We start from the raw sequence: 25924 nt of genomic DNA, 5'->3' as shown, positions 1-25924 counted from the left end.
AGCGAAAAGGCTCGATTGGAGACAAGAATACTCTTCTTCGATCGCAATCGAGCCTGCTACGGCCCCAAAAAACGCACGTCGATCGCCAATCTTGTCCATTCGCTCCAAAATTTGAATTGGGCAAGATGGCTACTCGGATTCGTCTTCGTCGTCCCATTCGCTGCGGTTGCGAGCTTCCAATTGGCGCAGGGTGTCGCGCAGTTCTTCCCAATCGAGACGATCGCATGGCGCATCTTTGCGTAACTGTCCGTCTTCGAGGTAGAGGACGCGACTGCACCATTGTTGGCTCTGTTCGAGGTGATGATTCGCCATCACAACCGTCATTTCCCGATTATCGCTCGCTTCGCCCAACACTTGCAGTAAATGCTGGGCTGTGCCGAAATCTAAAGCCGAGGTGGGTTCGTCGAGAAACAGCACTTTCGGTTGCATAATCAGCCCTCGCGCGATCGCGCAGAGTTGTCGCTGTCCGGCGGAAAGTTGCAAATCGCGGCGTTCTCCCCACTGGGCGGGTAAATGCAAGCGATCGCACCAACGCCTCACCCGTTCTCGAATTTCCCCGGCTGGAAGTTGCTGCAACTTTAAGGGATAAGCCAGCGCTTCGGCGACCGTCATTCCCAGCAATTTGGGTTCCTGCGCTACCAAAACGACTTCCCGCCGCAATTGAATCGGATTCAGACGAGCTAGGGGTTGCCCCTCCAGGAAGATTGCGCCCTGTGTGGGTTCGCTGAGGCGGTTGAGTAGGCGCAGGAGCGAGGTTTTTCCCGCACCGGACGCACCGATGAGGGCAATGCGTTCGTGAGGCGCGATCGCAAAACTCAGTTCTCGTAAAATTAACGCTGCACCAATCGGAGCGGCGAGACTGACTCGTTCGAGGCGTAAAATCGGTATTGCTGCGATCGCAACACTGGGATTCGGTTCTGGATTCATGCACGTATGGCATTTTTTGTCAACTAAACTTTACCCCGTTTTAAACAATTTTCCCTAAAGAGAAGGCGGTTGCAATCGTCCAAACATCGACAAGCAACAGCATCGCCGTCACCCCGAGCAAAATAAAATACATCCACGGTTGCGAGAGGGAGCGAATATCGCGCGTTTCGATGCCCGTTTTCGCTTCCACAATTGAGAGCATTCGGGCAAAACCGGCAATGCGAGCGGGGAGTAGGTAGGCGCGATCGCGCGCGCTCGTAACAAAATAATACACTAAACCGCCTTGTCCGGTCGTCCGCAACTTCAAATCCTCAATCTCTCTCCAGCGTAACGTCCAACCCTTGCGAAACCAGGGCATTGTCCAAGCCGGATAAGCAACGCGAATGGTTTCGGAGTTGAGGATCGTGCGTTCGCTTAGCGCCGCGAAAAGTGCGATCGCGCCGAGAAGAATTGCGATCGCAATAACCGTCAGTGGAATCGGCGCTGCCGTCACTTTAGCTAAAAAAGGTAGCGGCAGTGTCAGCGCGGCATAAAAAGCAAGTAACGTCAGACGGATAAGCGGGGAGATATAAAAAATTTCTTGAAAATCGTCTGGAAGATTTATCTGCCTTTTTGAAGAATTCATGCGATCTAGAGCGCGATATAAACAGAGATATAAACAAAGATCAGTCTCATTCAAATCTTAGAGGAAAGCAATGTTTGTCAAACAAAAATCGACCGGCAATTTAATCGAAGTTTGGGCAACCGATGAATTGTGCGATCCCAATCAATCTCGGATTGAAGGTCAAATGCACGCCGGTGAAGAACTCCAAGAGCCGGAAAAATACGAGAAATCCGATCTCATCTTTCCTTCAGGTGAATCTTTACCTCAATGCTGGGTAGACACGGATTACCGCGATTAATTAGTCTTCTCTGAAAATAGCGCCGCGTGCCAGCAGACTTTTTTTAGTATCTTCGGTTAATCCCGGATTTTGTCCGAAGATCGCCTTATCGACTTTAACGCCCGCTAGGTTAGTATTGCTGAGGTTAACTTCCTGAAAATTTGCACCGCTGGCATCTGCACCGCCTAAGTTGGCAAGAGCGAGACTAGCGCGGTGCAAATTGGCTTCCCTTAGATTGGCATTGCCTAAGTATGCGCCGCTGAGATCTGCGCCCATTAATCTTGCTGCCTTTAAACTCGCTTCGCTGAAGTCGGTATCGTTGAGATTTGCCCCTCGTAAGTTTACGCGATCGAGGATTGTGCCGCTAAAGTCTAAACCGTTTAGATCTGTTGCCATTAAGTCACCGCCGCTCAAATCGCGAGCCGGAGCGAGATTGGCGATCGCAGCCAGTTCGAGGAAATTATCCGTCTTTCCGGCACTGAATTCAACAATCGTTTGCTGCAAAGCTTCTAAGGCTTTCGTCTCATCGGTTGGGGCGCTCTGGGATTGTTCGGCGGGGGGGGAGAGGCTGAGGTAGGGCGAAAGGCGATAGTGCTGCAAAAACTTAGCGATCGCGCGCTCGAGAACGGCGTGCTGATTCGGGGTAATATCGTGTTTCCACAACTCTGCGGTTTGAGCGATCGCAATATCGGCAGGCTCCACCGAGAACAGAACCTTCAATCCCTCAAGCTGCTCCGAAGACGTTAACGCGATCGCCTCCAACTTCGCAACCCCTTTTAAAATCTGTCCCTTCCGTTCCACAAACCTCCACAAACGCTCGTTTTGGGCGGGAGTTTCAGCAAGAACGCGCAGCGACGGCAGTTCCGAAGCCCTCTCGGACTCAGAAACATCGCTTACCCGCTCTGACAAACTTGCTCCATCCTCGCAGCTAACTTGGAGTTGCCCCCCTTTCAGCCCAAATTTAACTCGTCCGCCTAACAGAGGTTCCCACTGCTCGCCCCATGCAGCCGTTAGGGACAGTAATATTGCGGTAGAACCCGAAGGAATACCTCTCAAGGCGATTTCAAGACAATCGGGATAGCGATTTTTTATTGCGACTTGCATGGTCGAGCTTCAAACGACGGTGCATAAAAACATATCGTACTTTAGCCTCTCGAGGCTATCCTCAAGAGCGCGTTTGCCGCAAGTTAGACCCCTTCATAAATAACTCTGGCGAGAGTATAAACTTAAGTATAAAGTTGCATTAAAGAAAGTATCAAGATTCATTGAAGTTTTAACCCCTGTCAAATCTTTTCACAAGTCTTTCACAAGTTCTCAGTAATATTGCGCTAGTTCTGAAGTCAGTCTCAAGTGCATTTACTTAAATCAATAAATGTGCTTTAGCTCTTCAAGCGCTCCGGAAGTTTAAAGAAGTTGCGTATCTGGGGAACTCCGCTTAACCCAAGCCCTCATTCCTACCGTTTCTATCCTGAAACCGCCGTAACGCTGAGAACCTTTCCCGACCGGAAGGACAAACAATCATTGTTCCAGGCTGATTTTGCGTCTCCGACGTGACCTTGTATCAAACCCAGAGGATTGATATATAAAGCGATCGGTCTTTTTTATTCCGCGTTTTGTCCTAAATCCCAATACTCTATCCTCGATATCTCTAAAGATGCAGGGCGATACCTCCGAGTCTTCCCAGGTCAATCGCCAAAATTGCAGTCTTTTGAAAAACCAGATGCTTTGAGTCTGACTTTCGGCTTTGATATGGCCTAAAACTTTTCGTCGAACCGAGCTTTTCTGGGTCTAAGTCTGATTTTCAAATAACTCTTACAGCAACCGTAACCCTAATGAATAACACCATTTCCGAAAATACGACCGATTGGATCGAGCAAGGCAAAGCAATGCTTGACTTGGGGGACTATGAAGCAGCGCGCGCTAGATTCGAGCAAGTTTTACAAGTAGAAACCGACAACCACAATCTTTGGGTTTTGCACGCAGCCCCTTTAACTCATCTCAATAACTATACCGAAGCACTGAAATCCTTAGACAAAGCCTTAAAATGCTGCCCTCCTAACGTTAGTCAAGAGAGCGAATACGACCGACAAACCATTACCCTATTTCGCGCTGTCGTGTTGCGAGAATTAGGACAGCATCAAGAAGCTAATGCCAGTTTTTCTCGCACTTTTGAACTTGAAAGCGCAGAGAAAATCTCTCGTTTGCAGAAACTTTCCCAAGAACTGGCGAAGAGCTTTAAGCACATGAAACTCAAATCGAGCCAATCCAAGCACCGAGCAATTCCCGGATTGATTGGCGAACGCTTGCAAGCAGCAGGACTGATGACGGCGGAGCGAGTTGAGAGCATCTTAACCTACCAACGCAAACATCCAGATTTGCGCTTTGGGGATATTGCAGTCATGTGGGGCTGGCTGAAACCTGAAACTTTCGATTTTTTGGTTAAAAATTTGCCGCAATCTGCAAAAACAAAACGCTCTCAACGCTTGGGCTATTACCTGAAATCTGCCGCTCTTCTCAACGATTTTCAGATTGGAACAATTCTCGAATATCAGCAAGAAAAACGAGGGTTGCGTTTTGGAGAAGTTGCCGTTCGTCAAGGCTGGTTGAATTCAGAAACCATTGACTTTTTTGTGAAGCACTTTTGCTATTAATTTTTATCGGTTTAATCTCCAATCGCTGGAGTCAAATTTCGCGAAATGGCGCAGGAATGATTAAATAACTACGCGAGGAGTCAAACGAGTTGTTGAATAACTATAGCCAATGTACCGTACTGATAGAGGCAGGACAGTATCAAAAAATCAGTAGTGCTTTTGCTCAGTCTTCGGACTCAAGAGAACCAGACGATTTAACATTTTGGGATCTTCTAGCGAAAGCCGTGCAACAAAATAGCTCGGTTGGCTTGAAGCACCCTTTTCAACGCAGAAGATTTTTACGATTGGGCGAGCGCTTACAAGCTGCCGGTCTGATTAAAATAGAGCAGGTCGGTCAAATCTTGGCTTACCAGCGCCAACATCCCAATCTACGTTTTGGTGAAATTGCGGTAATGTGGGGCTGGCTCGAACGGGAAACTGTTAATTCTTTTGTGAGAAAGAATTAGTTAAAAATTGACCGTCATGGGGTAATAATTACGAACTACGAATTATCAATTACGAATTATGTTGACTCGTGTTGCCCTCGTTGTTTTCTTTCCTGGCAGCAGTTCCTAAGTTTCTTCTGGGGAATTTCCGAATAGCGCCGGTTCTCCTTTAGAACCTTTAACGAATTTGCAAATCCCGCGCTTGGAGTCCTTGACAAATTCGCACAGTTCGCCGACTAACGCTGAGGAGAATTCGGCTTCGATGCGATTGACGGCTTGCGAAACGGTAATGTCGGAGCGATAGAGCGCTCGGAGGGCGCGTTTGAGATAAAGGCGCTCCTCAGAAGTATATCCAGCGCGTCGCAAACCGACTACGTTTAATCCCATAACGGTATTGCTGCACATCGATCGCGTGATGCAAAATGGCGGTACGTCTTTCTGGATAGCCGTGCCGCCGGAGAGCATGGCGAGGCGACCGATGCGGGTAAACTGATGGACGAGGCAGTTACCGCTGATGAAAACGCGATCGCCGACTTCCGCGTAACCGGCGAGTAAGGCTCCATTGGAAATGATAACCTTGTTGCCAACTTTGACATTATGTGCTAGGTGCGAGTAAGCCATGAGCAAGCAATCGCGACCTACTTCTGTGAGCGTACCCGCTTTCGTGCCGCGATGAATGGTAACGCCTTCGCGAATCGTGCAGTTATCGCCGATGCGGACGTAACTTTCCTCATCCTTAAAAGCGACATCTTGGGGCAGGTCGCCTAACGTCGCGCCGCTATGCACCCGGCAATTTTCGCCTAAGCGAGTGTAACGCAAAAGGGAAACGTGGGGACCGATGACGCAGCGATCGCCAATTTCCACATCGTCTTGAATATAAGCAAAAGGCCCAACAGTAATTTCTTTGCCTAACTTAGCCCCTGGTTCGACAACGGCCGTAGGGTGAATGTTCGCCGCCAATGTTCTCTCCTCGTTCGTTAATCGATGATAGTAGCAGGTTTGTTCCTCCATCGTGCAATTCCACCGCACTTAATTTTGATAGAGTATGTTTGAACGCCATGACCGCCAACCTCAAAACAGCCATGACCGTTACCCCTATCCCTCCCACTCCCGAAAAACCCGCCCGTAAAATTCGTTGGCAAGCCTTACCTCCTGACTTCAAACTCGACGATAAACCCGTGGAAAATACAGGTCAACCGTTGCTCGCGGGCGCGCTGCGCGAGAGTTTAGAATTAAGCGATCGCATCAAACCAGAAATGCTCGTCGCTTCCAACTTTGGCTTATGCGCTACCGTAGACGAGCAGTTCATTGCAAAAGCTCCCGATTGGGTGTACGTGGCTTCTGTTTTGCCTCGAGAAACGCCAGAAGATCGCAAGAGTTATACGCCCCATCTCGAAGGGGAAATCCCGACGTTAGTGCTAGAATTTCTTTCCGATCTCAATGGGGAAGAATACTCAGTTCGTCAATTATTTCCACCGGGAAAATGGTTTTTTTACGAGCAGATTTTGCAAATTCCTTACTACGGAATTTTTGAACCCGTAGCAGGAGCCTTGGAGTTTTACCATTTAGAAAACGGGCGGTATAAGTTAATACAACCGGACGAAAATGGCAGAAATTGGATTCCTGAAATGAAGTTATTTATCGGGGCGTGGCGAGGGACGAAGGAAGAACGAACGGGTTATTGGTTGCGCTGGTGGGATGAGGCGGGGAATATGCTGCCGTGGGCGGTGGAACGCCTTCAGGAAGCAGAAAGCGCTCTTTCCGAAGAACGCCAGCGTGCCGAAGCTGAGCGTCAGCGTGCGGAGCAAGAACGCCAAGAAAAAGAACGCTTATTGGAGTATTTGCGATCGCGCGGCATCGATCCCGAACAATTGCCTTAAATGACTCATGACTCTGCCTCTCCCAGTTCAAGTGCTAATTGATACAATTGACGGCGAGGCAGAGCCGTAGTTTCCGCAAGGTGACGGCTAGCTTGCGATCGCGTCATTCCCGCCGCTAGCAATTGTTCCAATTCCGCTTTTAATTCCGCTTCGGAAAGTTCTACCGTTGTGGTTGCGTCCTTTCCGGCGACGATGAGGGTAAATTCCCCTTTAGGCGCGCGTTCTTGGTAATGCGCGATCGCGTCCTCCAACGTCCCGCGCCAAAACTCCTCGTGCAGTTTCGTTAATTCTCGCGCTAAAACCGCCGCGCGATCGCCCCCCAACGCCACCGCCAAATCCTTTAAAGTCTGCCGAACGCGATGGGGTGCTTCGTAAAAAACTAGGGTGCGCGTCTCATTTTTGAGGGAATTGAGGCGAGCTTGCCGTTCTTTGTCCTTAGTGGGTAAAAATCCTTCAAAAATAAAGCGATCGCTGGGCAAACCCGCCGCCGCTAAACCGGCGATCGCGGCAGTTGCGCCCGGAATCGGAACGACTTCGAGTTGATGTTCGGCGCACGCTTTCACCAACTCGTAACCGGGATCGGAAATTCCCGGCATTCCCGCATCGCTGACGAGGGCGATACTCTCACCGGCTAGCAAGCGCTGCAACAGTTGAGCTTGACGAGTGCTGCGATTGTGTTCGTGGTAACTGACTTGGGGCGTAGAAATTTGGAAATGCTGGAGTAGTTTTCCGGTATGGCGCGTATCTTCAGCCGCGATCGCATCGACTTCTTGTAAAATCCGAATCGCCCGAAACGTCATATCCTCCAAATTTCCGATCGGCGTACCCACGACATACAACTTGCCCGGGGCGCGTGCGTTTTCCTCGCTCATTGCTTTTTTTAAATAGGACGGGGCATTATAAAGATTATTTACGTCTGATGTGCATTATCCAAAAGCCTTGATTTCCCTCACCCCCGGCCCCTCTCCCAATCGGTGGGCGATCGGAGAAAGAACAGTAAGATCGATCTTTCTGGCTTCTAATTCACATTAGGCGTTATTTATAAAACTAGCGCTTGACGGCATGGTGTATCGCCTTCAGCCAACGATGACGAGAAAGGCAGCTTCTTTTCAAGCCTCCCGATGGTGAAGAGCGGAGCGGGAATAGCAAAGAAGTTGCAGGGTAGCCTATGATAGTAGTTTGCGTTTCAGAAGTTATCCTTAATAGTTGGTTCGATTAGTAGGTTGTATATGAAAGTTACCCAGGAGAAGCTCCCGGCTAGCCAAATCGGTCTAGAAATTGAAGTCCCCGCCGAAGCGTCAAAGCAGGTTTATGAGAAAATCGTCCAGCGCCTCGCGAAGTCGGTGAAGTTGCCCGGGTTTCGCCAAGGTAAAGTCCCCCGCAATATTCTGTTGCAGCGTTTGGGGCCGCAGCGCGTTAAAGTGGAAGCCCTCGAAGAACTGATCCAAGAGAGTCTCGATAAAGCGATTAAGGACGAAGCGATCGACGCGATCGGCAATTATCAACTCGTTTCCTCGATCGATGAATTATTGGAGAAATACACTCCCGGCGAACCGCTAACCTTTTCGGCAAGGGTGGATGTTCCGGCTGAAGTAGAGTTAGGCGATTATTCGAGTTTTAAGGCTACTGCGGAAAAAACGGAGTACGATCCGCAGGAAGTAGAAGATTTAATCCAGCGCCAGCGGGAAGCGCACGCCACCCTCGTTCCGGTTGAAGGACGCGCGGTAGAAATGGGCGATGTCGCGATCGTCGATTACGCAGGACGTTTAGCCGATGCAGCAGAAGGAGACGCACCGCTTGAAGGCGTAGATGCAGAGAATTTCCAGATGGAAATTGCTGAGGGGCGCTTTATTAGCGGTTTAGTTGAAGGTGTCGTCGGAATGAATGTCGGCGATACGAAGGAAATTCAAGTGACTTTTCCCGATGATTATCCCAAAGCGGATGTTGCGGGGAAAGAGGTGATTTTTACCGTCAGCGTCAAGGAAATTAAGGAAAAGGAACTGCCAGAACTCGATGATGATTTCGCCGAAGAAGTCAGCGATTACGAGACGATGGCAGAATTGCGGGAATCTTTAGAGAAGCAGTATCGAGAGAAAGCAGAACGGGAAACCCAAACGAGCGTAGACGAGGCGCTGACTGAGGAACTGCTGAAAGTAGCCAAGATCGATCCGCCCGCAACGAATATCGAGCGCGAACTCGATACGATGCTGACGCAAACGGCGATGCAAATGCAGCAGTATGGCATGGATATCGGGCGCTTGTTTAATAAGGAAACCATTCCGCAAATCCGACAAAAGTCTCGTCCCGAAGCCGTTCTTAACGTCCAGCGTTCTTTAGCGCTGATGGAGGTAGCTAAGCGCGAGTCCTTAGAACCGACGGAAGAGGAGATTGCAGCGAAGTCGAAGGAACTGCTCGAGGAATTAGACGATCGCAACGTCGATCGCGATCGCTTGCATAGCTTTGTTAAAGAAGATTTGAGCAAGGAAAAAGTTCTCGCATGGTTGCGGGAACGCGCGGAGATCGAATACGTTCCGAAAGGGAGTTTAGAGAAGGAAGAAAGCGACGCTGAGATCGAAGACGAGGTAGAAAGCGCCGTGCAAACGATAGATGCGATCGTCTCGAGCAGTTCTGAGGAAGAATAATATAGCTTAAAGCGATCGCTCATCCCAGCGAGAACCGCTACCGTAAGGGCAGCCGCATCGCTCATGGGTGTCAACTTAAGCTTAATCCCTCGCTCACCTAGCCCGCCTTGGGTTCAAACCCAAGGCTAATAGCTCGAGTCCTCATTTATAGGACTAGGAAAATCAGATGTATCCAACCCGTTTCAACGGGTTTCAGCTATTAGCCAGGAACTTGAGTTCCTGGCGGTCTAAGTGTTTCACTCCGGATCGACCCAGCGCCCGTCCGCTTTAATCAAATTAATCAACTCTTCTACCCCACTGTCTTCGGGAACGCGCTTGATTTCTTCCCGACCGCGATAGAGCGAAATATAACCCGGTTGTTTGCCCACATAGCCATAATCGGCATCCGCCATTTCGCCGGGGCCATTGACAATACACCCCATTACTGCTATATCCAAACCCACTAAATGTTTAGTAGCTTCCCGGACTTTGTGCAGCACTTCTTCGAGGTTAAATAAAGTGCGCCCGCAGGACGGACAAGCGACGTATTCCACCATCGTTTTCCGCAATCCCAAGGCTTGCAGGATGCTGTAACAGACGGGAATTTCCTTTTCCGGCGCTTCGGTGATCGAGGCGCGAATCGTGTCGCCGATTCCTTCAGCCAGGAGGGTTGCAATTCCGGCAGTGGATTTAATGCGTCCGTATTCGCCATCGCCCGCTTCCGTTACGCCCAAATGCAGCGGGTAATCCATTCCGAGTTCGTCCATGCGTTGCGCCATGAGGCGGTATGCTGCCAACATCACGGGGACGCGCGATGCTTTCATCGAAATAACGATGTTGTAGAAATCGAGGGATTCGCAGATGCGGATAAATTCGAGGGCAGATTCCACCATACCTTCGGGGGTATCGCCGTAGGTAAAAAGCATCCGTTCGGCGAGGGAACCGTGATTGACTCCGATTCGCATTGCTTTACCGCTATCTCGGAGGGCGACGACAAGGGGTTCGAGAGTTTCGCGAATTTTATCGCCAATTTGCTCGAATTCGCTGTCGGTATATTCTTCGCGATCGCTCTTCGGCTTCTCAAAGACGTATAATCCGGGATTAATCCGCACCTTTTCAATATGTTTTGCCACTTCGATGGCGATTTTCATGCCGTTATGATGCACGTCGGCGACAAGAGGGACATCTTTATAGGTTTGTTTGAGTTTTTGCTTGATATCGGCTAAAGCTTTGGCGTGGGCCATACTGGGAACCGTAACGCGAACGATTTCGCAGCCAATTTCGTGCAACCGACGAATCGCTGCCACCGAACCGTCGATATCTAGCGTATCTTCGTTAATCATCGATTGAACGACAACCGGATGTCCGCCGCCAATCGTAATGTCGCCCACGCGCACGGGACGAGTTTTGCGCCGTTGAATGGTTGTATCGGTGGAGAGAAGGATAGGTGATGCGGATTTAGGTTGACTAAGAGTTTGCATAATCAAAATTTATTATCGGCCGAAGGGCTTTTTCAGTTCCTATTGTCTCAGGCTTGGGGCAATTGCCTGCCAAGAGTTGCCGAAAATCCATCGATAGTCGCGCGCCAATCTATGGGTATTGCAGGCAACGCCCTTACTATAACAAGGGTGGGAATGCGGTTGCCGTTCAAAGCTGCTGAAATCGACTGAGGGGAGTAATTTTTAATGCTAAGCGAGCGGTTCTACAGTTTCCGAGCGATAATAGCGAACAAATGAATTCGCCTAATTTTTTGGCAAAGGCAATTTATGGCGGCAGATTTCCAGACCTACCGAAAGATTTACAACTCCATCGACCCTTTCAACCGCTTCCCGCAGGCGACCCCACCTACGTCAACTGTAACGAAGTGCGCGGCGACAGCGACATTCTCGTCGAATTGGGGAACGAGTTAATTATGTCCGATCGCAACACCTGCCAACTCTACGCAGGACATCGCGGCGGCGGTAAATCAACGGAACTGTTACGCCTCAAAGCCGACCTCGAACAAAAAGGTTTTTTCGTCGTTTATTTTGCGGCTGATAGCGAAGACATCGAACCCGAAGATACAGAATATACCGACATTCTCCTGGCTTGCACGCGGCAAATCTTAGAAGCGCTTAAAGACAATGCCGACCCCGCACCGCTGTTAAATTGGCTCAAATCGCGCTGGCAAGAATTGAAAGATTTAGCATTAACAGAAGTCTCCCTAGAAAGCTTGGGAATAGAAGGACAAATCGCTCAGTACGGGAAAATTACCGCCAACTTGCGCGCCGAACCCGGGCAGCGTCAAAAAATCCGCGAACGAGTCAATCCTTATACCGTTCCCTTAATTGACGCGCTCAATCAATTCATCCGAGAAGCTAAGCGCAACCTGCCGCAAGGACGGGAACAACTCGCCGTTATTGCCGATAATTTAGACCGGATCGTGCCAGTTCCTCAAGAAGACAAGCATACCAATCACGAGCATATTTTTATCGATCGCAGCGAACAACTGAAAAAGCTCGATTGCCATATTATTTACACCGTTCCCATTTCCCTGATTTATTCCGGGCGCGTCACCGATTTGCGCGATATCTACGGCAGCGAAGCGCAGGTTTTGCCGATGGTGATGGTGCATCTACCCGACAATCGCCCCTATACGGCGGGAATCGAAAAAATGAAGGAAGTTTTAGCGTTGCGGGTTCGTCGCATTGACCCCAACTTGAGCTTAGTAGGCGATGTATTTGCCGAAGCCGAGAGTTTAGAAATGTTGTGCGCGATGAGTGGCGGTCACGTCCGCAATTTGCTATTAATCGCTAAGCAGGCAATGGGTTACGGCACGGGTTTTCCGATTCCGAAAAAACATTTGTTGCGCTCGATTAGCGAAGCGAGGAATACTTATCGCAATGCAGTTTATGCGAACGAATGGGAATTGTTAGCGAAGGTTTATGCGAGCAAAGCGATTGAGAATGAGGAGCAATATCGCAGTTTATTATTCAATCGTTGTATTTTAGAATATAGCGAGACGAATGAGGAGGGAGAACGCCACTGCTGGTATGACGTACATCCATTAATTCGAGGGATTAAGGAGTTTCAAGACGCTTGCACGAGAGTTTAGTAGGGTGCGTTAACGAAGCGTAACGCACCATTCTCGATCCCCCACGGGGCGGCGTTTAATTGCGAGACGGGGCGGCTCCAATTTTCGAGGGAACCTCGAAAACAGCGCCCCTAAGACCTCGCAACCCGCGCCCCTAAAATCCCCCTTAAAAAGGGGGACTCTCGATCCCCCTAAATCCCCCTTAAAAAGGGGGACTTTGAACAAATTCCGGTTTATCCTTATATTAAAGAGGAATTTCAATAAATTCCAATTCCCCCCTTTTTAAGGGGGGCTAGGGGGGATCGAACGCTAAGTATCAAACAGCAGTCAGCTTATAGGTTTTACGTTAAGTCTAGTAGGGTGTGTTAGCGAAGCGTAACGCACCATTACCTTAACCAAGAATTAAGGAGAATCTAAATTATTGCAACGTTATCTTGATTTATTATTAGCGGTTTTGGAGGAGATGAAATCCATTAGACGAGCGCTTATAAAAGCAAGGATTAGGTAAGGGCATGGCAATGCTCATTAGTGTCAACTTAAGCTTAATCCCCGCTCACCTAGCCCGCCTTGGGTTCAAACCCAAGGCTAATAACTCAAGTCCTCATTTATAGGACTGAGAAACTCAGATGTATCCAACCCGTTTTAACGGGTTTCAGCTAATCGCTGTGGAACTTGAGTTCCTGGCGGGCTAAGTGTTTGACCTTAAGTTGACACGAATGGCAATGCTATGCCCCTACGAAATTAGGGTTGAATCAATCGGAAAATTGGCATCCGCACGCACGCAAAAAAAACAATGGTCGAACTTAAACTAACGGAATGGGATAACGATGTGCCACCCGATGGCGATGACTATTCGGCGCTGCTGAATACCTTGCGGCTGAATGAAGGGTTTGGGTTGTTTTTTGTGCGCTGTTCGCCGCAAAAGGGGACAGAAATTGTTGAAGAAATTCGGACGGATTTGCCGCAGAAGAAGATTCGCGTGCTGAAGTTTGAGAAGCCGATTGAAGATTTTTATGCGGAAGTGGAGAAGCTGGAGGATAAAGCCGAAATCGATATTTTATTCGTCAGCGGATTAGAACATTCTTTGCGGCAGTATGAAGAGGCGAGAAAACTGACGGGATGGAGTAGCAAAGAAACGCACCACTATAGCTGGAAAGGCGTACCGCGCTTGCTGATTAATCTCAATCAACAGCGAGAACGGTTTCGCGATGATTTCAATTTTAGTTTTGTGTTGCTCGTGCCGACTTTTGTTTTTAGATATTTGTTGCAGCGCGCGCCAGACTTTTTTGATTGGCGCTGCGGCGTGTTTGAGTTGTCGAGGGATGGCGACTGTATCGAGAAAGAATCACGGCGAATTGTGGCAGAGGGAGATTACAAAGAATATTTAGCCCTAACGCCGCAAGAGAGAAATCAAAAGATTATCGAAATCCAGGAACTGATTGAAGAAAACCGCGAAGGAAAGAACTGCGAGAAGTTATTTAATGAGTTAGGGGCTTTGCATGGTTCGTGTCAAGAGTACGAAGAAGCAATCGCGTCCTTAGATAATGCCCTGAAATACAAACCGGATAAATACGAAGCTTGGAACAATCGGGGAATTACTCTGTACAAATTAGGACGAGATGAAGAAGCAATAGCCTCTTTTGATAATGCCCTGAAATACAAATCGGATAAATACGAAGCTTGGAACAATCGGGGGCTTTCTCTGAAGAATTTAGGAAGGGATGAAGAAGCGCTCGCTTCCTACGAGAATGCCCTGAAATACAAACCGGACAAATACGAAGCTTGGCACAATCAGGGGATTTCTCTGGGTAAGTTAGGAAGATATGAAGAAGCACTCGCTTCCTACGAGAATGCCCTGAAATACAAACCGGACTTGCACGAAGCTTGGCACAATCGGGGGATTTCTCTGGGTAAGTTAGGAAGATATGAAGAAGCACTCGCTTCCTACGAGAATGCCCTGAAATACAAACCGGACTATCGCGAAGCTTGGCACAATCGGGGGCTTGCTTTAGCCAATTTAGGAAGATATGAAGAAGCAATAGCCTCCATCGATAATGCCTTGAAATACAAACCAGACGATGACGTAGCTTGGAACTATCGGGGGCTTGCTTTAGCCAATTTAGGAAGATATGAAGAAGCAATAGCTTCCTTTGATAATGCCCTGAAATATCAACCGGACTATCACGAAGCGCTGTATAATAAAGCCTGCGCCTACGCCCAGCAAGGCAACCTCGATCGCGCCCTGGAAAACCTGCAACACGCGATCGCGCTCAATCCCGAAAAGTATCGAGAAATGGCAAAAACCGAGCCAGATTTCGACAGTATTCGCGAAGACGAACGATTTCAGGTCTTACTAGAGAGTCGGTCAACTACTCAGTCTTGACAAAATTACGCGGGTGGGCATGGACGAGTGGTAACTGGAGGAAAACAAAATCTAATTTAAAGATATTAAGTCTATTGCGACCAACATCTTTAATTACTGCTGCGGAAATCAACGCTCTCTTGGTAGCGCTGCATTTCTGGACTGTCCTCCCCATAAAGATCTTCAATCTGTTCGATGCAACAGGCGATCGCGAATTCCTCGAATTCATCCTCCTCAACATCAAACATCTGTTTGAAAGTATCCGGTCGCACCCGACAAAATTCCGGTCGCTCGTCGTAGATGCGACATTCGCGGGTTTGAGGATCGAAATGAACGCACCAGCCATCTTCAGCGACCATGCTCAGATAGAGAGCTAAGGCTTCAGGATCGAGATAATCATCGAGTTCTGGTCGTTCTGAGGGGTCTAGATAGCAGCAAGCTCCACAATTCTTAACACAGCACCATCGCATCAAGATTTTCTCCTCGGACGCTCGCTCATAGATTCGGAACTCGGGCAACTTTGAAGGTATACTAATCTACTGTACCGCATTGCTCTGCGGCAGGCGAGAGCCAAAGCCTGGGGAGCGACCATGCTAAAGTTTAGGAGGAGAAATGAATTTTGTAACCGATACGTTCAATTCAGTAGGAGGGACTCTCCTGGGAGTCAATTGGGAAGCGCTTCTACAAGTGACTTTGGTGGGCTTGATTATGATTTCCGGGCCGGTGGTCATCTTTTTGTTGGCGGCGCGGGGCGGCGACCTGTAAGCACGAGTTTAAAATTAAGTGGGGGAGTGGGTTTTGAGGGATTGGTTCAAAACTCATTCCTCGTTTTTATCAGAAGAATGGGTCTAAAACCCCGTCCTTACTTCGACAAGCGTTCGACTGAGCGCTCACGCCGAAGTCTCAGCAACCATCTAGGACGGCTTTTCTTGTTCTCTAATGTACTGCTTTAAGACTTCAATCGGCGCACCTCCAACAGAGCTAACAAAATAGCTAGGACTCCAGAGAGCGTCTTTGCCATAGGGCTTAGGGTATCCAGCTTGACCATATCGACGACTGGATACGCCTTTTAGAGCATTCACCATTTGAGAGATGGACAGCTTAGGTGGATATTCAATGAGTGCGTGAATGTGGTCAGATTCCCCATTAAATTCGAGAATCTGAAAATTCATCTTCTTAGCCACTTCATTGAACGATTTCTCCATAACTGCAAGACTTTCAGAAGTGAATACAGACGCGCAATGAAAGCGAGATATCAATACCGTTTCTACCCGACTGACCAACAACAGCAGAGCCTAGCCCAGTTGTTCGGTTGTGTGCGAGTAGTTTGGAATGATGCTTTAGCTTTCAGCAAGTCCGGTAAATATCCTGGATACAACGCGCTCTCTAAATCTCTCACGCTGTCTAAAAAGACAACTGAAAGAGAATGGTTAAACAGTGTTTCGTCTGTTCCCTTGCAGCAATCCCTTAAACAGTTAGATGTAGCCCACAAAAACTACTTCGACTCGCTCAAAGGAAAACGAAAAGGTAGAAAAGTCGGTCAGCCCCGATTCAAGAAAAAGACCAATAATCAGTCTGCAACGTTCACGAAAGCTGCATTTTCTATCAAAAAAGGGGAGGTTGTTTTAGCTAAAATCGGCAACCTAAGACCAATCTGGTCTAGAAAGTTGCCCTCTACACCGAGTTCCGTGACAGTGACTAAAGATGCTGCTAACCGCTATTTCCTTAGCTTTGTTGTAGATATTGAACCGGTTCAATCCGATGCCAAAAACCAAAGTATCGGAATCGACTTAGGAATCAAAACCTTTGCTGTGATGTCTGATGGCTCTAAAGCTGAGAGTCCTAACTCTTCAAAGCACGATCGTAAAATTCGCAAACTTCAGAAGAAATTAGCGCGTCAGCAGAAAGGTTCAAATCGGAAAAACAAGACTCGAATTCAAATCGCCAAGCAGCACAATCGAATTGTAGGCATCCGCAAAGATTTTTTGCACAAACTATCCACCAAGATTGTTAACGAAAATCAAACTATCGTCTTGGAGGATTTGAATGTATCTGGAATGGTGAAGAATCGCAAACTTGCCAGAGCCATTAGTCTTCAAGGTTGGAGAGAGTTTAGGGATTTGTGTGAGGCTAAATCTGAAAAGTTCGGCAGAGAGTTTCACATCATTAATCGATGGGAGCCAACTAGCCAAATTTGTTCAGCCTGCGGTTTTAAATGGGGTAAGCTCGATCTAAAAGTTCGGTCGGTTCGATGCCTGAATTGTGGCACTGAACACGACCGAGATGAGAATGCAGCAAAAAATATAGAATCAAGTCAACCTAGGGCATTGGGAGACTCTAAACGGACGCAGAGACAGAGTAAGACTACTAGGGGCGCGGATTTCGAGGTTTCCTCGAAATTAAACGCCGCCCCGTCGGTAGCGTCAGTCAGTGAAGCGTCAAGAATCACCGTGGCTTCAGCCCGGTGAGTATGTCAAGAGGATGACGAGCGTATTTGCGGGGGGAGGAGTGCAGGCAGCAACAGCGTTTCTTCGAGATTGTATTGTAATTGGGAACTTACGTTTGTGGCTCGGTTCAGCCCTTCAATTAAATATTTGTGAGCATTGAGGTACTGTTCGAGCAATTCTTGCTCGCGAGAATCGAGTTGCCACACATAACCAATATTGCGGTAGCCAATGATGGCAAATCTCAAGCTTTCGATCCAATCGTGGCTGCGCGCTTCCCACCACGCTTCATATTTTTGGGGGTGCGTGCGAAGATCGGGAAGTTGTTGGTTCAATTCGTGCAAACTTTCCGAAAAATTTTCGTCGAGTTGTAGGTTGCGATCTTCAAGAAAAGTTAGGAAAAACCCCAAGTCGTGGGTTGAGGTGACAAGCAAACAATCGAGAATCAGGTCTAGGGCTAAATCCGGATCGAGTTGGCGTAGGGGATCGTGTCGGAAGGCGATCGCAACATTTGCATCCAACCAACAAGCTAACGAGCGATTGTGGAGGGGAGATTTGACAGAGCGATCGACGGCGTGCGAGAAGTCGAGGGGGTTGGCGAGTTTCGGTTCTAAGTCGCGATCGATACCGAGGGAAAGGTAAAAAGCTCGCACCGCAGCGGGTTTGTAGGAAGTAGCCACGGAAGTGGCTTTACGTTGTACCCAACCGAGAAAAATTTGCAATTTTGGCTCGCGGGCTAGGATTTCATCGGTTTTGCGTTTGAGGTGGAGCAGGAGATCGTCAGCGCTAGGAAAGCGATTGAGACTGTCGAAGAAACTATCGCACCATAGTTTGGGCGTACTACGGCTGAAGGTTCCTTCAAAGTCTTGCAGTTTCAGGCGAGTGACGAGGGCGCGTCCGAGAAAGTATTGATGGAGTTCGACGCTGCTAAAAGAATAGATGCCTCGATCGCGTTCTGAGAGCAAACGATCGCGTTTTTCTAAGTGCAACAGAAGGCTTTGCGCGCGCGCTTCAAGTTGGGGTAAAGGAATGCTCTTGGAGCTAGTCGCTTGCAGAAATGCGACCGAATCGGCAAAGAGTTTTTTGCGATCGAATAATAATTCCCCGCGATCGCAGGTTCGCAAAGCCAGATGACTGAGAAGCGCTAAGCGTTCGGACTTACTCGGAGGAGCTTCATCCTGCTGCGATTGGGCGTGCCAAAACAGTCGCAGCCCTTGGTCGAAAAGATCGCAAGGATACGCGGGCAGGGAGTTGTAAGCGATCGATAGCCAACAAGCCAAGCTGAGGTTAAACGGATGACCGACTAATTCCGCAATGCGCCAGTTTTCTGGCTTGCAGAGTTGGTAGAAAAACTGTCGAGTGAGGGCGTGGATTTGAGCGGGAGAGTCGCTGAAGTCAGCAAACCAAATATCGACAAATTTACGAATTTGTTCGAGGGAAAATTCCGCAATTTCGACCCATTCAAAAGCGGGAAATGGATATTCGACGAATTGCGTTTTGCTAGCGAGGACGAAGCGATTTTTGAAGTAACGCTGAGAAAAAGTTCGCAGTTGATATTGCACGCTGCGGCGTGCGGGTTCGGGAATTTCATCGAGTTCGTCGCAGAGAATGAGAACGCAGCCGTGATGGAGGAGGTTTTCGGCGAGATCGCGATCGCCTTCAGCTAATTCTCGGTAAATCCAATCTTGCACGCAGGTAGGACTCGTTCCTTCTGCGTCCGTCAGCGCTTTGAGTTCGAGCAAGATTGGAATCGAACGCCTCTGAAAGTTTCCGTTGCAGCACGCCATTGCGAGGTAACGTAAAAACGAAGTTTTCCCGATGCCCGGTTTTCCGACGACAAAGAGTTTGTCGCACAGAGTTGCTGCATCAATTCCGGGGATGCGTCCTTGTCGCTCCCCCAAACCGAAGCGATCGAAGTTGCGGATTGCGTTGAATTGTTGCAGGAGATCGGAGCGGGAATGATAGGTATCTAAGGGGAGTTTGTCGAGAGTATAAACGGAAGGACTGACGCGCTCGGCTTCAAGCCAGCGACCGTCTAGGAGGCGAATCTTACTGTAGGTGCTTTGTATCTTCGCACAACATCGCTCGCGACTGCGCTCGATGAGGATTTCGAGATGGCGCTGGCGGGAGTTGAAGGGACTTTTTGAGGTTTGGGTAAAGAGGGCAAGGGTATCGCCTTCTTCCCAGGTTAACTCGAGAGCGGAATAAATCGCTGCGATCGCTGTAAAACGCACTAATTCGCCCCGGAAAAAGCGATTGAGGGTTAGCGAGTCCAAACCCGTCAGTTCAGCCAGAGAGTTTTGTTTTAAGTTCTGGCGAGCGAGCGCTTGCTGGACTTTATGAATTGCCTGCGGCTCTACCCTAACGGAGTGACTGGCCATAACTCAACCAACAATTTTCCCAGAACTGACAACTGATAACTGTTTCCTGACAACTCAATACCTGTCAACTGTCAACGGTTGTTATGATGTCTTGTGGATAGCCTAACGCAGATAACATTTCTACGCCTGCCCCTTGTTTCATGGAATCTTCTACCCCCGATCGGTTGGAAAACGCGCGAGGCGGATATCCGTTCGATCGCGCGGCGATTGCGGCGATCGCGTTTCTCTCGCTTTGTTTGAGCGGTTTGACGCTCGCGGGGACGTACTGGACTCCCCGCGTTTCGGAATTTAGCTGGAACAATAAACGCATTAGCGCGCGCGATCGGACTTGGACGCTGGCATTTGCCCAGCCGATGAAGCGAGCGAGCGTGGAGGAGAATTTACGCATTACGCCGGAACTGCCGGGACGCATTTCTTGGCACGGCAATCAAATGTATTATGTCGCGAACCAACCGCCTCAGTACGGTCAGACTTACACTCTACAATTATCGAACGCGCAAGCCGAATACGGCGAATTCGGTCAAGTCGGACGCACTCTGCGCCCGTTTCAAGCGCAATTTACTACCCGCGATCGCGTTTTCGCTTACGTGGGTACGTTCGGGGAAGAGCGCGATCGCTTGATCCTCTACAATATCACGCGGGAGCAAAAGACAATTCTTACCCCCGCAGATTTGCTCGTTGTCGATTTTCAACCCTATCCCGATGGCGATCGCCTTTTATTTTCTGCGGTTGCGCGCGATACAATCGAACGCGATCCCACTGCTGTTAGTCTTTTTACCGTGACGACAGGGCTTCCCAATCGCGGGGGCGAACCCTTACCCGGACGAGTTCAACCCATTCTCGGCTCGAGCGATTACCAAAATCTGCAATTCGATCTCTCCGGAGACGGACAGATTATCCTCGTCGAACGCCTCAATCGCCAAAATGCGCGCGATCGCTCCCTCTGGATTATCGAAGAAGGTAAAAAAGCCCGCTCTTTAGGCATTCTCGGCGAAATTTTTGCGATTTCTCCCGACTCTCAAAGCGTTGCTGTCGTCCAGGAAGGCGGCATTTCTATGATTCCTTTGACTCCGAAGGCTAAACCTCTGGCATTTCTTCCCGGTTACGATAGTATTGTCGGTTTTTCTCGCGAAACGCTAGCGAACATCCTACTCGAACCCAATGCTGAAGGGACGCGATCGCTCGTTCTTCTCAGTCGCAATGGCGTAAAACAAGAACTCCTACGCACCCGCGCCCTCATCCCCAACTGTCAATTCTCCCCTCAACAAGCGAATATCCTTTATTGCTTAAAGATCGATAGCGAACAGCAACCCTCCGAACCGATTCTCTCGATCGTCGATCTCGAACAACGCACCGAAACCCCATTTCTAGCCCTTGTTAACGATCGCGAAGTCGTTCTCAGTATGGCTCCCGATGGCTCCGGATTGCTGTTCGATCAAGCGATTCCTGCCACCGCTACCGCCCCCGGACAAGAAGCGTTTAAAGCTAATATTTGGTATCTTCCTTTACCCGAAATTACCGGCGGAAAACCCAAAATCTCGCCGCCCAAAAAGTTAATTCCCGGTTTAAATCCGCATTGGTTGCCTTAAAATAATATTCTTTAACCTTAGAATAAAGCTTTCAGCTTATACCAACCTTGCGTTTAGGCTTTGTCGAACTCGCGTAGCGCTCGTTGCTGCCTTCGGACTTCATATAATAATAAAGCTGCCGCGATCGCGACATTTAAAGACTCGACTCCCGCCCCTAGGGGAATCTTTACTTGAAAATCGCACAATCCCAATAATTCTGATGACAATCCTGCCGCTTCGTTGCCGAGTAAAATCAAAGTTGGTTTCTTAAAATCGGCTTCCCAATAAGTGAATTGGGCGCTGGGTGTTGTGGCGACGATTTGCATTCCCCCACCGCGACAATCGGCGATAACGCCCGCTAAATCGGAGCTCACAGCGATCGGTGCGCGAAACCACTCTCCCGCTGAGGCGCGCAGGACTTTGGGATTTTCGAGATCGACGCTATCTTCGCTCAACCACAATCCTTCGACTTCAGCAGCGGCAGCAGTGCGGATTATCGTGCCTAAATTACCGGGATCCTGCAATCGTTCTAAGGCAATGCCGAAATTCAACGGGAATTGCGGTGCTTTAGTCAGTTTGCCGCGTTCTGCGGCAGCGACGACTCCATCGGGATTGACAGTTGTGGCGATCGCGCCGCAGACTTCTGGCGAGATTGTTTCCACTCGCTGGGCTAAATGTTGCAGTTGCTCCCACAGTTGCGGATGCTTAGCCATCCAATCGGGCGTAGCGCACAAAACTTCTAGGGGCGCGTTCGTTTCGCCCGCCCCTTGCAGCGCATTCGTTCCTTCGAGCAAAAATAACCCTTGCTTGTGCCGCTCGGAGCGCGATCGCAACTTTCGCAGTTGCTTGACTAAGGGATTTTGCAGGCTCGTTAACATCGTTTCTTGAAAATGCGGAACGCGAGACTTGAACTCGCAAGGACAAAAGCCCACTAGAACCTGAATCTAGCGCGTCTACCAATTCCGCCAGTTCCGCTGACGGCGCGTTTGTTCGCGCGATTTACTATTATCTCGAAACTTCCAGTGAATGTCAAGCAAAAGTTAGAAATAAATTCATTTGTACGCTATTGAACCCGAATGACTTGCAGAAAACTAGACATTTTTTGTGTTTCCTGTAGAATCAAAACGAAAATTAAAAAATATTCACAAAATATTATTGCTTGTGAACAACAGAACTGCGATCGCCGCTACGAGCCAGGAAACTCAGTCCGCTGCAACTGACGAAGAAACCTCTGTCTTAAAAATTTGGGGCAGAAAACCGCTTTCGGGCTGCATCCCGATTAGCGGAGCCAAAAATTCCGTTCTTGCGATTCTTGCGGGAACTTTGCTTTGCCCGAAGCAATGCCGAATTAGCAACGTTCCTTCCCTGGCTGATATTGGCAAAATGTGCCAAATTCTGCGCGCTTTAGGCGTAAAGATCGAGCGAAACGGCGACGCGCTCGAAATCGATGCAAGTCATGTAGGGAGCGATCGCGCGCCTTACGAGTTAGTCTCTAAACTTCGCGCCAGTTTCTTCGCAGTAGGCCCTCTGTTAGCTCGTTTGGGAAGCGCGCGGATGCCGCTGCCCGGAGGATGCGCGATTGGCGCTCGTCCGGTAGATCTTCACGTTCGAGGACTCCAAGCATTAGGAGCGGAAGTTCGCATCGAACAAGGCGTAGTTTGCGCGGATGTCAAAGGACGCAGCGGTCGCCTTAAAGGTGCGAAGATTTATCTCGATTATCCCAGCGTCGGCGCGACGGAAACGTTGATGATGGCTGCAACGCTAGCGGAAGGCGAAACGACGATTTATAACGCCGCGCGGGAACCAGAAGTCGTCGATTTAGCAAGTTTCTGCGGCGCAATGGGTGCAATTATTCACGGTGCAGGAACGAATACGATTACGATTGTGGGCGTACCGGAGCTACATACGGTGGATTACCCCATCGTTCCCGATCGCATCGAAGCTGGAACCTTCTTAGTCGCCGCAGCGATTACTCACTCCGAATTGAGTATAGCGCCCGTCGTCCCCGATCACCTCACGCCCATTATTGCTAAATTGCGCGAAATCGGCCCGCAAGTGGTTATCGATGCGCCCGATACCGTGCGCTTAATTCCGAGCGAATTGCGAGCGACGGATATCGAAACCCTACCTTACCCCGGTTTCCCCACCGATATGCAGGCTCAGTTTTCCGCGCTGCTAACACTAGCCGAAGGGAATAGCGTTATTACCGAAACCGTGTTTGAAAATCGCTTGCGTCATGTTGCTGAGTTGAGTCGTATGGGCGCAGATATCCGCGTCAAGGGACAAAACGCGATTGTGCGCGGCGTTCACGGACTTTCCGGCGTTCCGGTGATGGCAACGGACTTACGCGCGGCGGCGGCGCTGGTGATTGCTGGTTTGGCTGCCGATGGCATGACCATTGTTAAAGGGTTGCACCATCTCGATCGCGGCTACGATAACATCGAGCAGAAGTTACGCAATGTCGGCGCGCACCTCGAACGGGTTAAAGTTCCGACAGAACGAGTCGATAATCTGGCAGATTCCGCCGAAGCGCTAGTTTAAACGCCCTCGATCGCCTGCGTATCTGTGCTAGATTGCTAACCTTGACTTCTCCAATCCCGATTTTCTAAGCTGGGTGCATCATACATAAGCATGGGACAAAAAGGGAACGGCAACTAACTCGCCTTCAGTTTCTCCCACTCCGACCTTTAAACCTTCGCCGCCTGCTTTGACGCGCACGTAACCTAAGCCAAAAGGTTCATTCTCCGTTTCCGAGACGCTGGTGAGGGTTCCCACCTTTTTACCGTCTACAACGATATCACTTCCACAAGCGACGGGAGACTGTAGTTTAATGCCCCAAAGCCGTTGTTTTACGCCTTGGTAAGTATTGAGGCGCGCGATTGTTTCTTGGCCGATATAACAGCCTTTGGTGAAGGAAGTACAATACCAGAGTCCCGCTTCTAGGGGATTATACTCCTCAGTCAGTTCGCGATCGCAAGCCGGTCTGCCCCGTTCGACTCGCAACCGTTCCCAAGCCGCTTCTCCGATTGGGGTTGCCCCTGCTGCCTGCAATTGACTCCAAACCCCCGCCGCCGCGTCCGCAGGAACGACTAAGGTATAGCCGGGTAAATCTAAGCCGCTGCCCGTTACAACGCGAATTTCTGTATCCTGGAACGGCACGAGAGCATGATGATTGTCTGGCTGAGTTTCTGGCAGTTCTATGCCTATCGCGCCGAGTAAATCGCGGCTGTTTGCTCCAATGAGGCTAAAAATCGCGTATTTTGGGGAAATATCGGTTAATTGGACGCGATCCATCGGGAATAGATAGCGATCGAGCCATGCCATTAAAGATTGAACTTTTCCGGGGGAAACGAGAACGAGGAGAGCATCTTCAGTCGCGAAAACCGTTGCCAGATCGAGGGTACGCGCTGTTGAGGTGAGGAAGACGGTATCGCAGCCTTGCCCGGGCTGCAAAGTTTTGATATCGTTGCTAGTTTGATTGTGGATAAAGGAGGCGCGATCGTCATCCGAAACGAGCAATAGTCCCCAGTTCGAGCGATCGCACAATGCAACGCTTTCCTTGGCTGCTCGAATTGCCTCTGTATCGTTAGCAAAACTAAGGGGAACAATACTATCGGTGCTAAAACTTGCACCTGCGGCTTTTTGCACTTGATGTAAACTTTGATTCATTGAAAACTATCGAACTCTCGTATTTTTAAGCTAGCGCTTCTTCGATTTCCGCACAACCGTTTCCAGCATAACAAAATTTTCACTTCACTTCTGCTAGTTTTTAATAAATCCTTGAAATGCTCTCCTTTAAGGAGAGAAGTACAATTATCAATTGTCAAATAGAAAACGGAGCGAAGGAATGCCTGAACTGTACATTTCTTGGGAAGAATATCACCAAAAAATTGAAACGTTAGCCCTACAAATTCATCAATCTGGCTGGGAGTTTGACCAAATTGTTTGCCTTGCCAAAGGCGGACTGCAAGTCGGCGATATTCTTTGTCGCTTGTACGATAAACCATTGGCGATTCTTTTTGCGTCTTCTTATAGCGGCGAAGGCAATCGCACGCGAGGAGAAGTGGTTTTTTCCAAGCATTTAACGATGACCGCAGAACGATTGCAAGGTCGCATTTTACTTGTAGACGATCTTGTCGATTCAGGGAAAAGTCTACACGCCGCAATTGAATGGTTGAAAACCAGATACGGCTCGGGAATTTCTGAAATTCGCACTGCTACGATTTGGTATAAAAGTTGCTCGACTATCGCCCCCGATTATTACGTGGATTATTGTCCGGATGCGCCTTGGATTCATCAGCCTTTTGAGCGTTACGAACTCATGACTCCCGCGCAACTGGCTGCGTTAAAAGAAAAATCATGAATGGGGGAATTATGAGTTATGAGTGGGAGGAATTATGAGTTATGAGTTATGAGTTATGAATGGGGGGAATTATGAGTTATGAGTTATGAGTTATGAATGGGGGGAATTATGAGTTATGAGTTATGAATTATAAGTTATAAATTACGAATTACGAATTACGAACTACGAACTACGAATTACGAATTACGAATTACGAACTACGAACTACGAACTACGAATTACGAATTACGAATTACGAATTACGAATTACGAATTACGAATTACGAATTACGAATTACGAATTACGAATTACGAATTACGAATTACGAATTACGAATTACGAATTACGAATTACGAATTACGAATTAC

At 48.9% G+C, this 25924-nt stretch carries 23 protein-coding genes and 1 tRNA gene; 12 read left to right on the top strand and 12 right to left on the bottom strand.

Translation table 11 applies throughout. The annotated features are described in order from the left end of the window. Window positions 1-129: 129 nt before the first annotated feature. Together H6G50_RS23080 and H6G50_RS23075 are read right to left on the bottom strand one after the other, a co-directional pair. A complete protein-coding gene (locus H6G50_RS23080) occupies window positions 130-927 on the bottom strand; it encodes an ATP-binding cassette domain-containing protein (RefSeq protein ID WP_190721805.1) in 798 nt (265 codons plus the stop codon). A 40-nt stretch (window positions 928-967) separates the two neighbouring features. Continuing rightward, window positions 968-1552: a hypothetical protein gene (locus H6G50_RS23075; protein WP_190721802.1), complete on the bottom strand. Its 585-nt coding sequence runs from the start codon at window positions 1550-1552 to the stop codon at window positions 968-970. 70 nt (window positions 1553-1622) lie between these two features. On the opposite strand from H6G50_RS23075, the gene H6G50_RS23070 reads away from it, so the two are divergent. After that, window positions 1623-1829, top strand: coding sequence for an acetyltransferase (locus tag H6G50_RS23070; protein ID WP_190721801.1), 207 nt, complete (start codon window positions 1623-1625; stop codon window positions 1827-1829). Here H6G50_RS23070 and H6G50_RS23065 read toward each other — a convergent pair whose 3' ends face one another. Continuing rightward, complete coding sequence (locus H6G50_RS23065) at window positions 1830-2912, bottom strand: pentapeptide repeat-containing protein (protein WP_190721799.1); 1083 nt, start codon at window positions 2910-2912, stop codon at window positions 1830-1832. A 728-nt stretch (window positions 2913-3640) separates the two neighbouring features. Here H6G50_RS23065 and H6G50_RS23060 point away from each other — a divergent pair. Together H6G50_RS23060 and H6G50_RS23055 are read left to right on the top strand one after the other, a co-directional pair. Then, the gene (locus H6G50_RS23060) at window positions 3641-4459 is read left to right on the top strand and encodes a tetratricopeptide repeat protein (protein ID WP_190721797.1); all 819 of its coding nucleotides are present in this window, start codon (window positions 3641-3643) and stop codon (window positions 4457-4459) included. Between the two features lie 89 nt (window positions 4460-4548). Beyond that, a complete protein-coding gene (locus H6G50_RS23055) occupies window positions 4549-4905 on the top strand; it encodes a hypothetical protein (RefSeq protein ID WP_190721795.1) in 357 nt (118 codons plus the stop codon). 105 nt (window positions 4906-5010) lie between these two features. Here the strand turns inward: H6G50_RS23055 and lpxA are convergent, their stop codons facing one another. Then, window positions 5011-5895 (bottom strand): acyl-ACP--UDP-N-acetylglucosamine O-acyltransferase, encoded by an 885-nt coding sequence (lpxA, locus tag H6G50_RS23050; RefSeq protein ID WP_190721793.1) that lies wholly within the window; start codon window positions 5893-5895, stop codon window positions 5011-5013. Between the two features lie 71 nt (window positions 5896-5966). Here lpxA and H6G50_RS23045 point away from each other — a divergent pair, with 71 nt between their 5' ends. After that, window positions 5967-6764, top strand: a complete 798-nt coding sequence (locus H6G50_RS23045) for a Uma2 family endonuclease (RefSeq protein ID WP_190721791.1) — start codon at window positions 5967-5969, stop codon at window positions 6762-6764. Window positions 6765-6769: 5 nt separating this feature from the next. Here H6G50_RS23045 and rsmI read toward each other — a convergent pair whose 3' ends face one another. Further along, complete coding sequence (gene rsmI, locus H6G50_RS23040) at window positions 6770-7636, bottom strand: 16S rRNA (cytidine(1402)-2'-O)-methyltransferase (protein ID WP_190721789.1); 867 nt, start codon at window positions 7634-7636, stop codon at window positions 6770-6772. Between the two features lie 357 nt (window positions 7637-7993). Between rsmI and tig the strand changes: the two genes are divergently transcribed. Further along, complete coding sequence (gene tig / locus H6G50_RS23035; RefSeq protein WP_190721787.1) at window positions 7994-9406, top strand: trigger factor; 1413 nt, start codon at window positions 7994-7996, stop codon at window positions 9404-9406. A gap of 236 nt (window positions 9407-9642) precedes the next feature. Here the strand turns inward: tig and ispG are convergent, their stop codons facing one another. After that, complete coding sequence (gene ispG, locus H6G50_RS23030) at window positions 9643-10866, bottom strand: (E)-4-hydroxy-3-methylbut-2-enyl-diphosphate synthase (protein WP_190721786.1); 1224 nt, start codon at window positions 10864-10866, stop codon at window positions 9643-9645. A 251-nt stretch (window positions 10867-11117) separates the two neighbouring features. Here ispG and H6G50_RS23025 point away from each other — a divergent pair, with 251 nt between their 5' ends. Together H6G50_RS23025 and H6G50_RS23020 are read left to right on the top strand one after the other, a co-directional pair. Next, window positions 11118-12479 (top strand): AAA family ATPase, encoded by a 1362-nt coding sequence (locus H6G50_RS23025; protein WP_190721784.1) that lies wholly within the window; start codon window positions 11118-11120, stop codon window positions 12477-12479. A gap of 772 nt (window positions 12480-13251) precedes the next feature. After that, a complete protein-coding gene (locus tag H6G50_RS23020; protein ID WP_190721782.1) occupies window positions 13252-14841 on the top strand; it encodes a tetratricopeptide repeat protein in 1590 nt (529 codons plus the stop codon). An 89-nt stretch (window positions 14842-14930) separates the two neighbouring features. Here the strand turns inward: H6G50_RS23020 and H6G50_RS23015 are convergent, their stop codons facing one another. Further along, window positions 14931-15293, bottom strand: coding sequence for a YkgJ family cysteine cluster protein (locus H6G50_RS23015; RefSeq protein ID WP_190721780.1), 363 nt, complete (start codon window positions 15291-15293; stop codon window positions 14931-14933). A gap of 139 nt (window positions 15294-15432) precedes the next feature. Between H6G50_RS23015 and H6G50_RS23010 the strand changes: the two genes are divergently transcribed. Next, the gene (locus tag H6G50_RS23010; protein ID WP_190721778.1) at window positions 15433-15585 is read left to right on the top strand and encodes a photosystem II reaction center protein Ycf12; all 153 of its coding nucleotides are present in this window, start codon (window positions 15433-15435) and stop codon (window positions 15583-15585) included. 149 nt (window positions 15586-15734) lie between these two features. Here H6G50_RS23010 and tnpA read toward each other — a convergent pair whose 3' ends face one another. Next, window positions 15735-16112, bottom strand: coding sequence for an IS200/IS605 family transposase (gene tnpA / locus H6G50_RS23005; RefSeq protein WP_190721853.1), 378 nt, complete (start codon window positions 16110-16112; stop codon window positions 15735-15737). On the opposite strand from tnpA, the gene H6G50_RS23000 reads away from it, so the two are divergent. Further along, entirely contained in the window at window positions 16062-17288 is a 1227-nt protein-coding gene (locus tag H6G50_RS23000) for an RNA-guided endonuclease TnpB family protein (protein WP_190721776.1), read from the top strand. The two genes, tnpA and H6G50_RS23000, sit on opposite strands and share 51 nt — an antisense overlap. 5 nt (window positions 17289-17293) lie before the next feature. Here the strand turns inward: H6G50_RS23000 and H6G50_RS22995 are convergent, their stop codons facing one another. Next, the gene (locus H6G50_RS22995) at window positions 17294-19645 is read right to left on the bottom strand and encodes an NACHT domain-containing protein (protein WP_190721775.1); all 2352 of its coding nucleotides are present in this window, start codon (window positions 19643-19645) and stop codon (window positions 17294-17296) included. Between the two features lie 140 nt (window positions 19646-19785). Here H6G50_RS22995 and H6G50_RS22990 point away from each other — a divergent pair, with 140 nt between their 5' ends. Next, the gene (locus H6G50_RS22990) at window positions 19786-21234 is read left to right on the top strand and encodes a hypothetical protein (protein ID WP_190721773.1); all 1449 of its coding nucleotides are present in this window, start codon (window positions 19786-19788) and stop codon (window positions 21232-21234) included. Window positions 21235-21287: 53 nt separating this feature from the next. Here H6G50_RS22990 and H6G50_RS22985 read toward each other — a convergent pair whose 3' ends face one another. Further along, entirely contained in the window at window positions 21288-22091 is an 804-nt protein-coding gene (locus H6G50_RS22985) for an RNA methyltransferase (protein WP_190721771.1), read from the bottom strand. Window positions 22092-22104: 13 nt separating this feature from the next. Continuing rightward, window positions 22105-22188, bottom strand: a tRNA-Leu gene (locus H6G50_RS22980). A 204-nt stretch (window positions 22189-22392) separates the two neighbouring features. Between H6G50_RS22980 and murA the strand changes: the two genes are divergently transcribed. Beyond that, window positions 22393-23754 (top strand): UDP-N-acetylglucosamine 1-carboxyvinyltransferase, encoded by a 1362-nt coding sequence (gene murA / locus H6G50_RS22975; RefSeq protein ID WP_190721851.1) that lies wholly within the window; start codon window positions 22393-22395, stop codon window positions 23752-23754. Between the two features lie 78 nt (window positions 23755-23832). On the opposite strand, the gene H6G50_RS22970 is transcribed toward murA, so the two are convergent. Then, window positions 23833-24882, bottom strand: a complete 1050-nt coding sequence (locus tag H6G50_RS22970) for a folate-binding protein YgfZ (RefSeq protein ID WP_190721769.1) — start codon at window positions 24880-24882, stop codon at window positions 23833-23835. A gap of 178 nt (window positions 24883-25060) precedes the next feature. On the opposite strand from H6G50_RS22970, the gene H6G50_RS22965 reads away from it, so the two are divergent. Beyond that, window positions 25061-25576, top strand: a complete 516-nt coding sequence (locus tag H6G50_RS22965; protein ID WP_190721768.1) for a phosphoribosyltransferase — start codon at window positions 25061-25063, stop codon at window positions 25574-25576. The last annotated feature ends 348 nt before the right edge of the window (window positions 25577-25924 follow it).

It is taken from the genome of Oscillatoria sp. FACHB-1406, from assembly GCF_014698145.1.
Lineage (GTDB): Bacteria > Cyanobacteriota > Cyanobacteriia > Cyanobacteriales > Spirulinaceae > FACHB-1406.
Note: the sequence above shows the minus strand (reverse complement) of the source record. Positions and strands in the feature narration are given on the sequence as shown.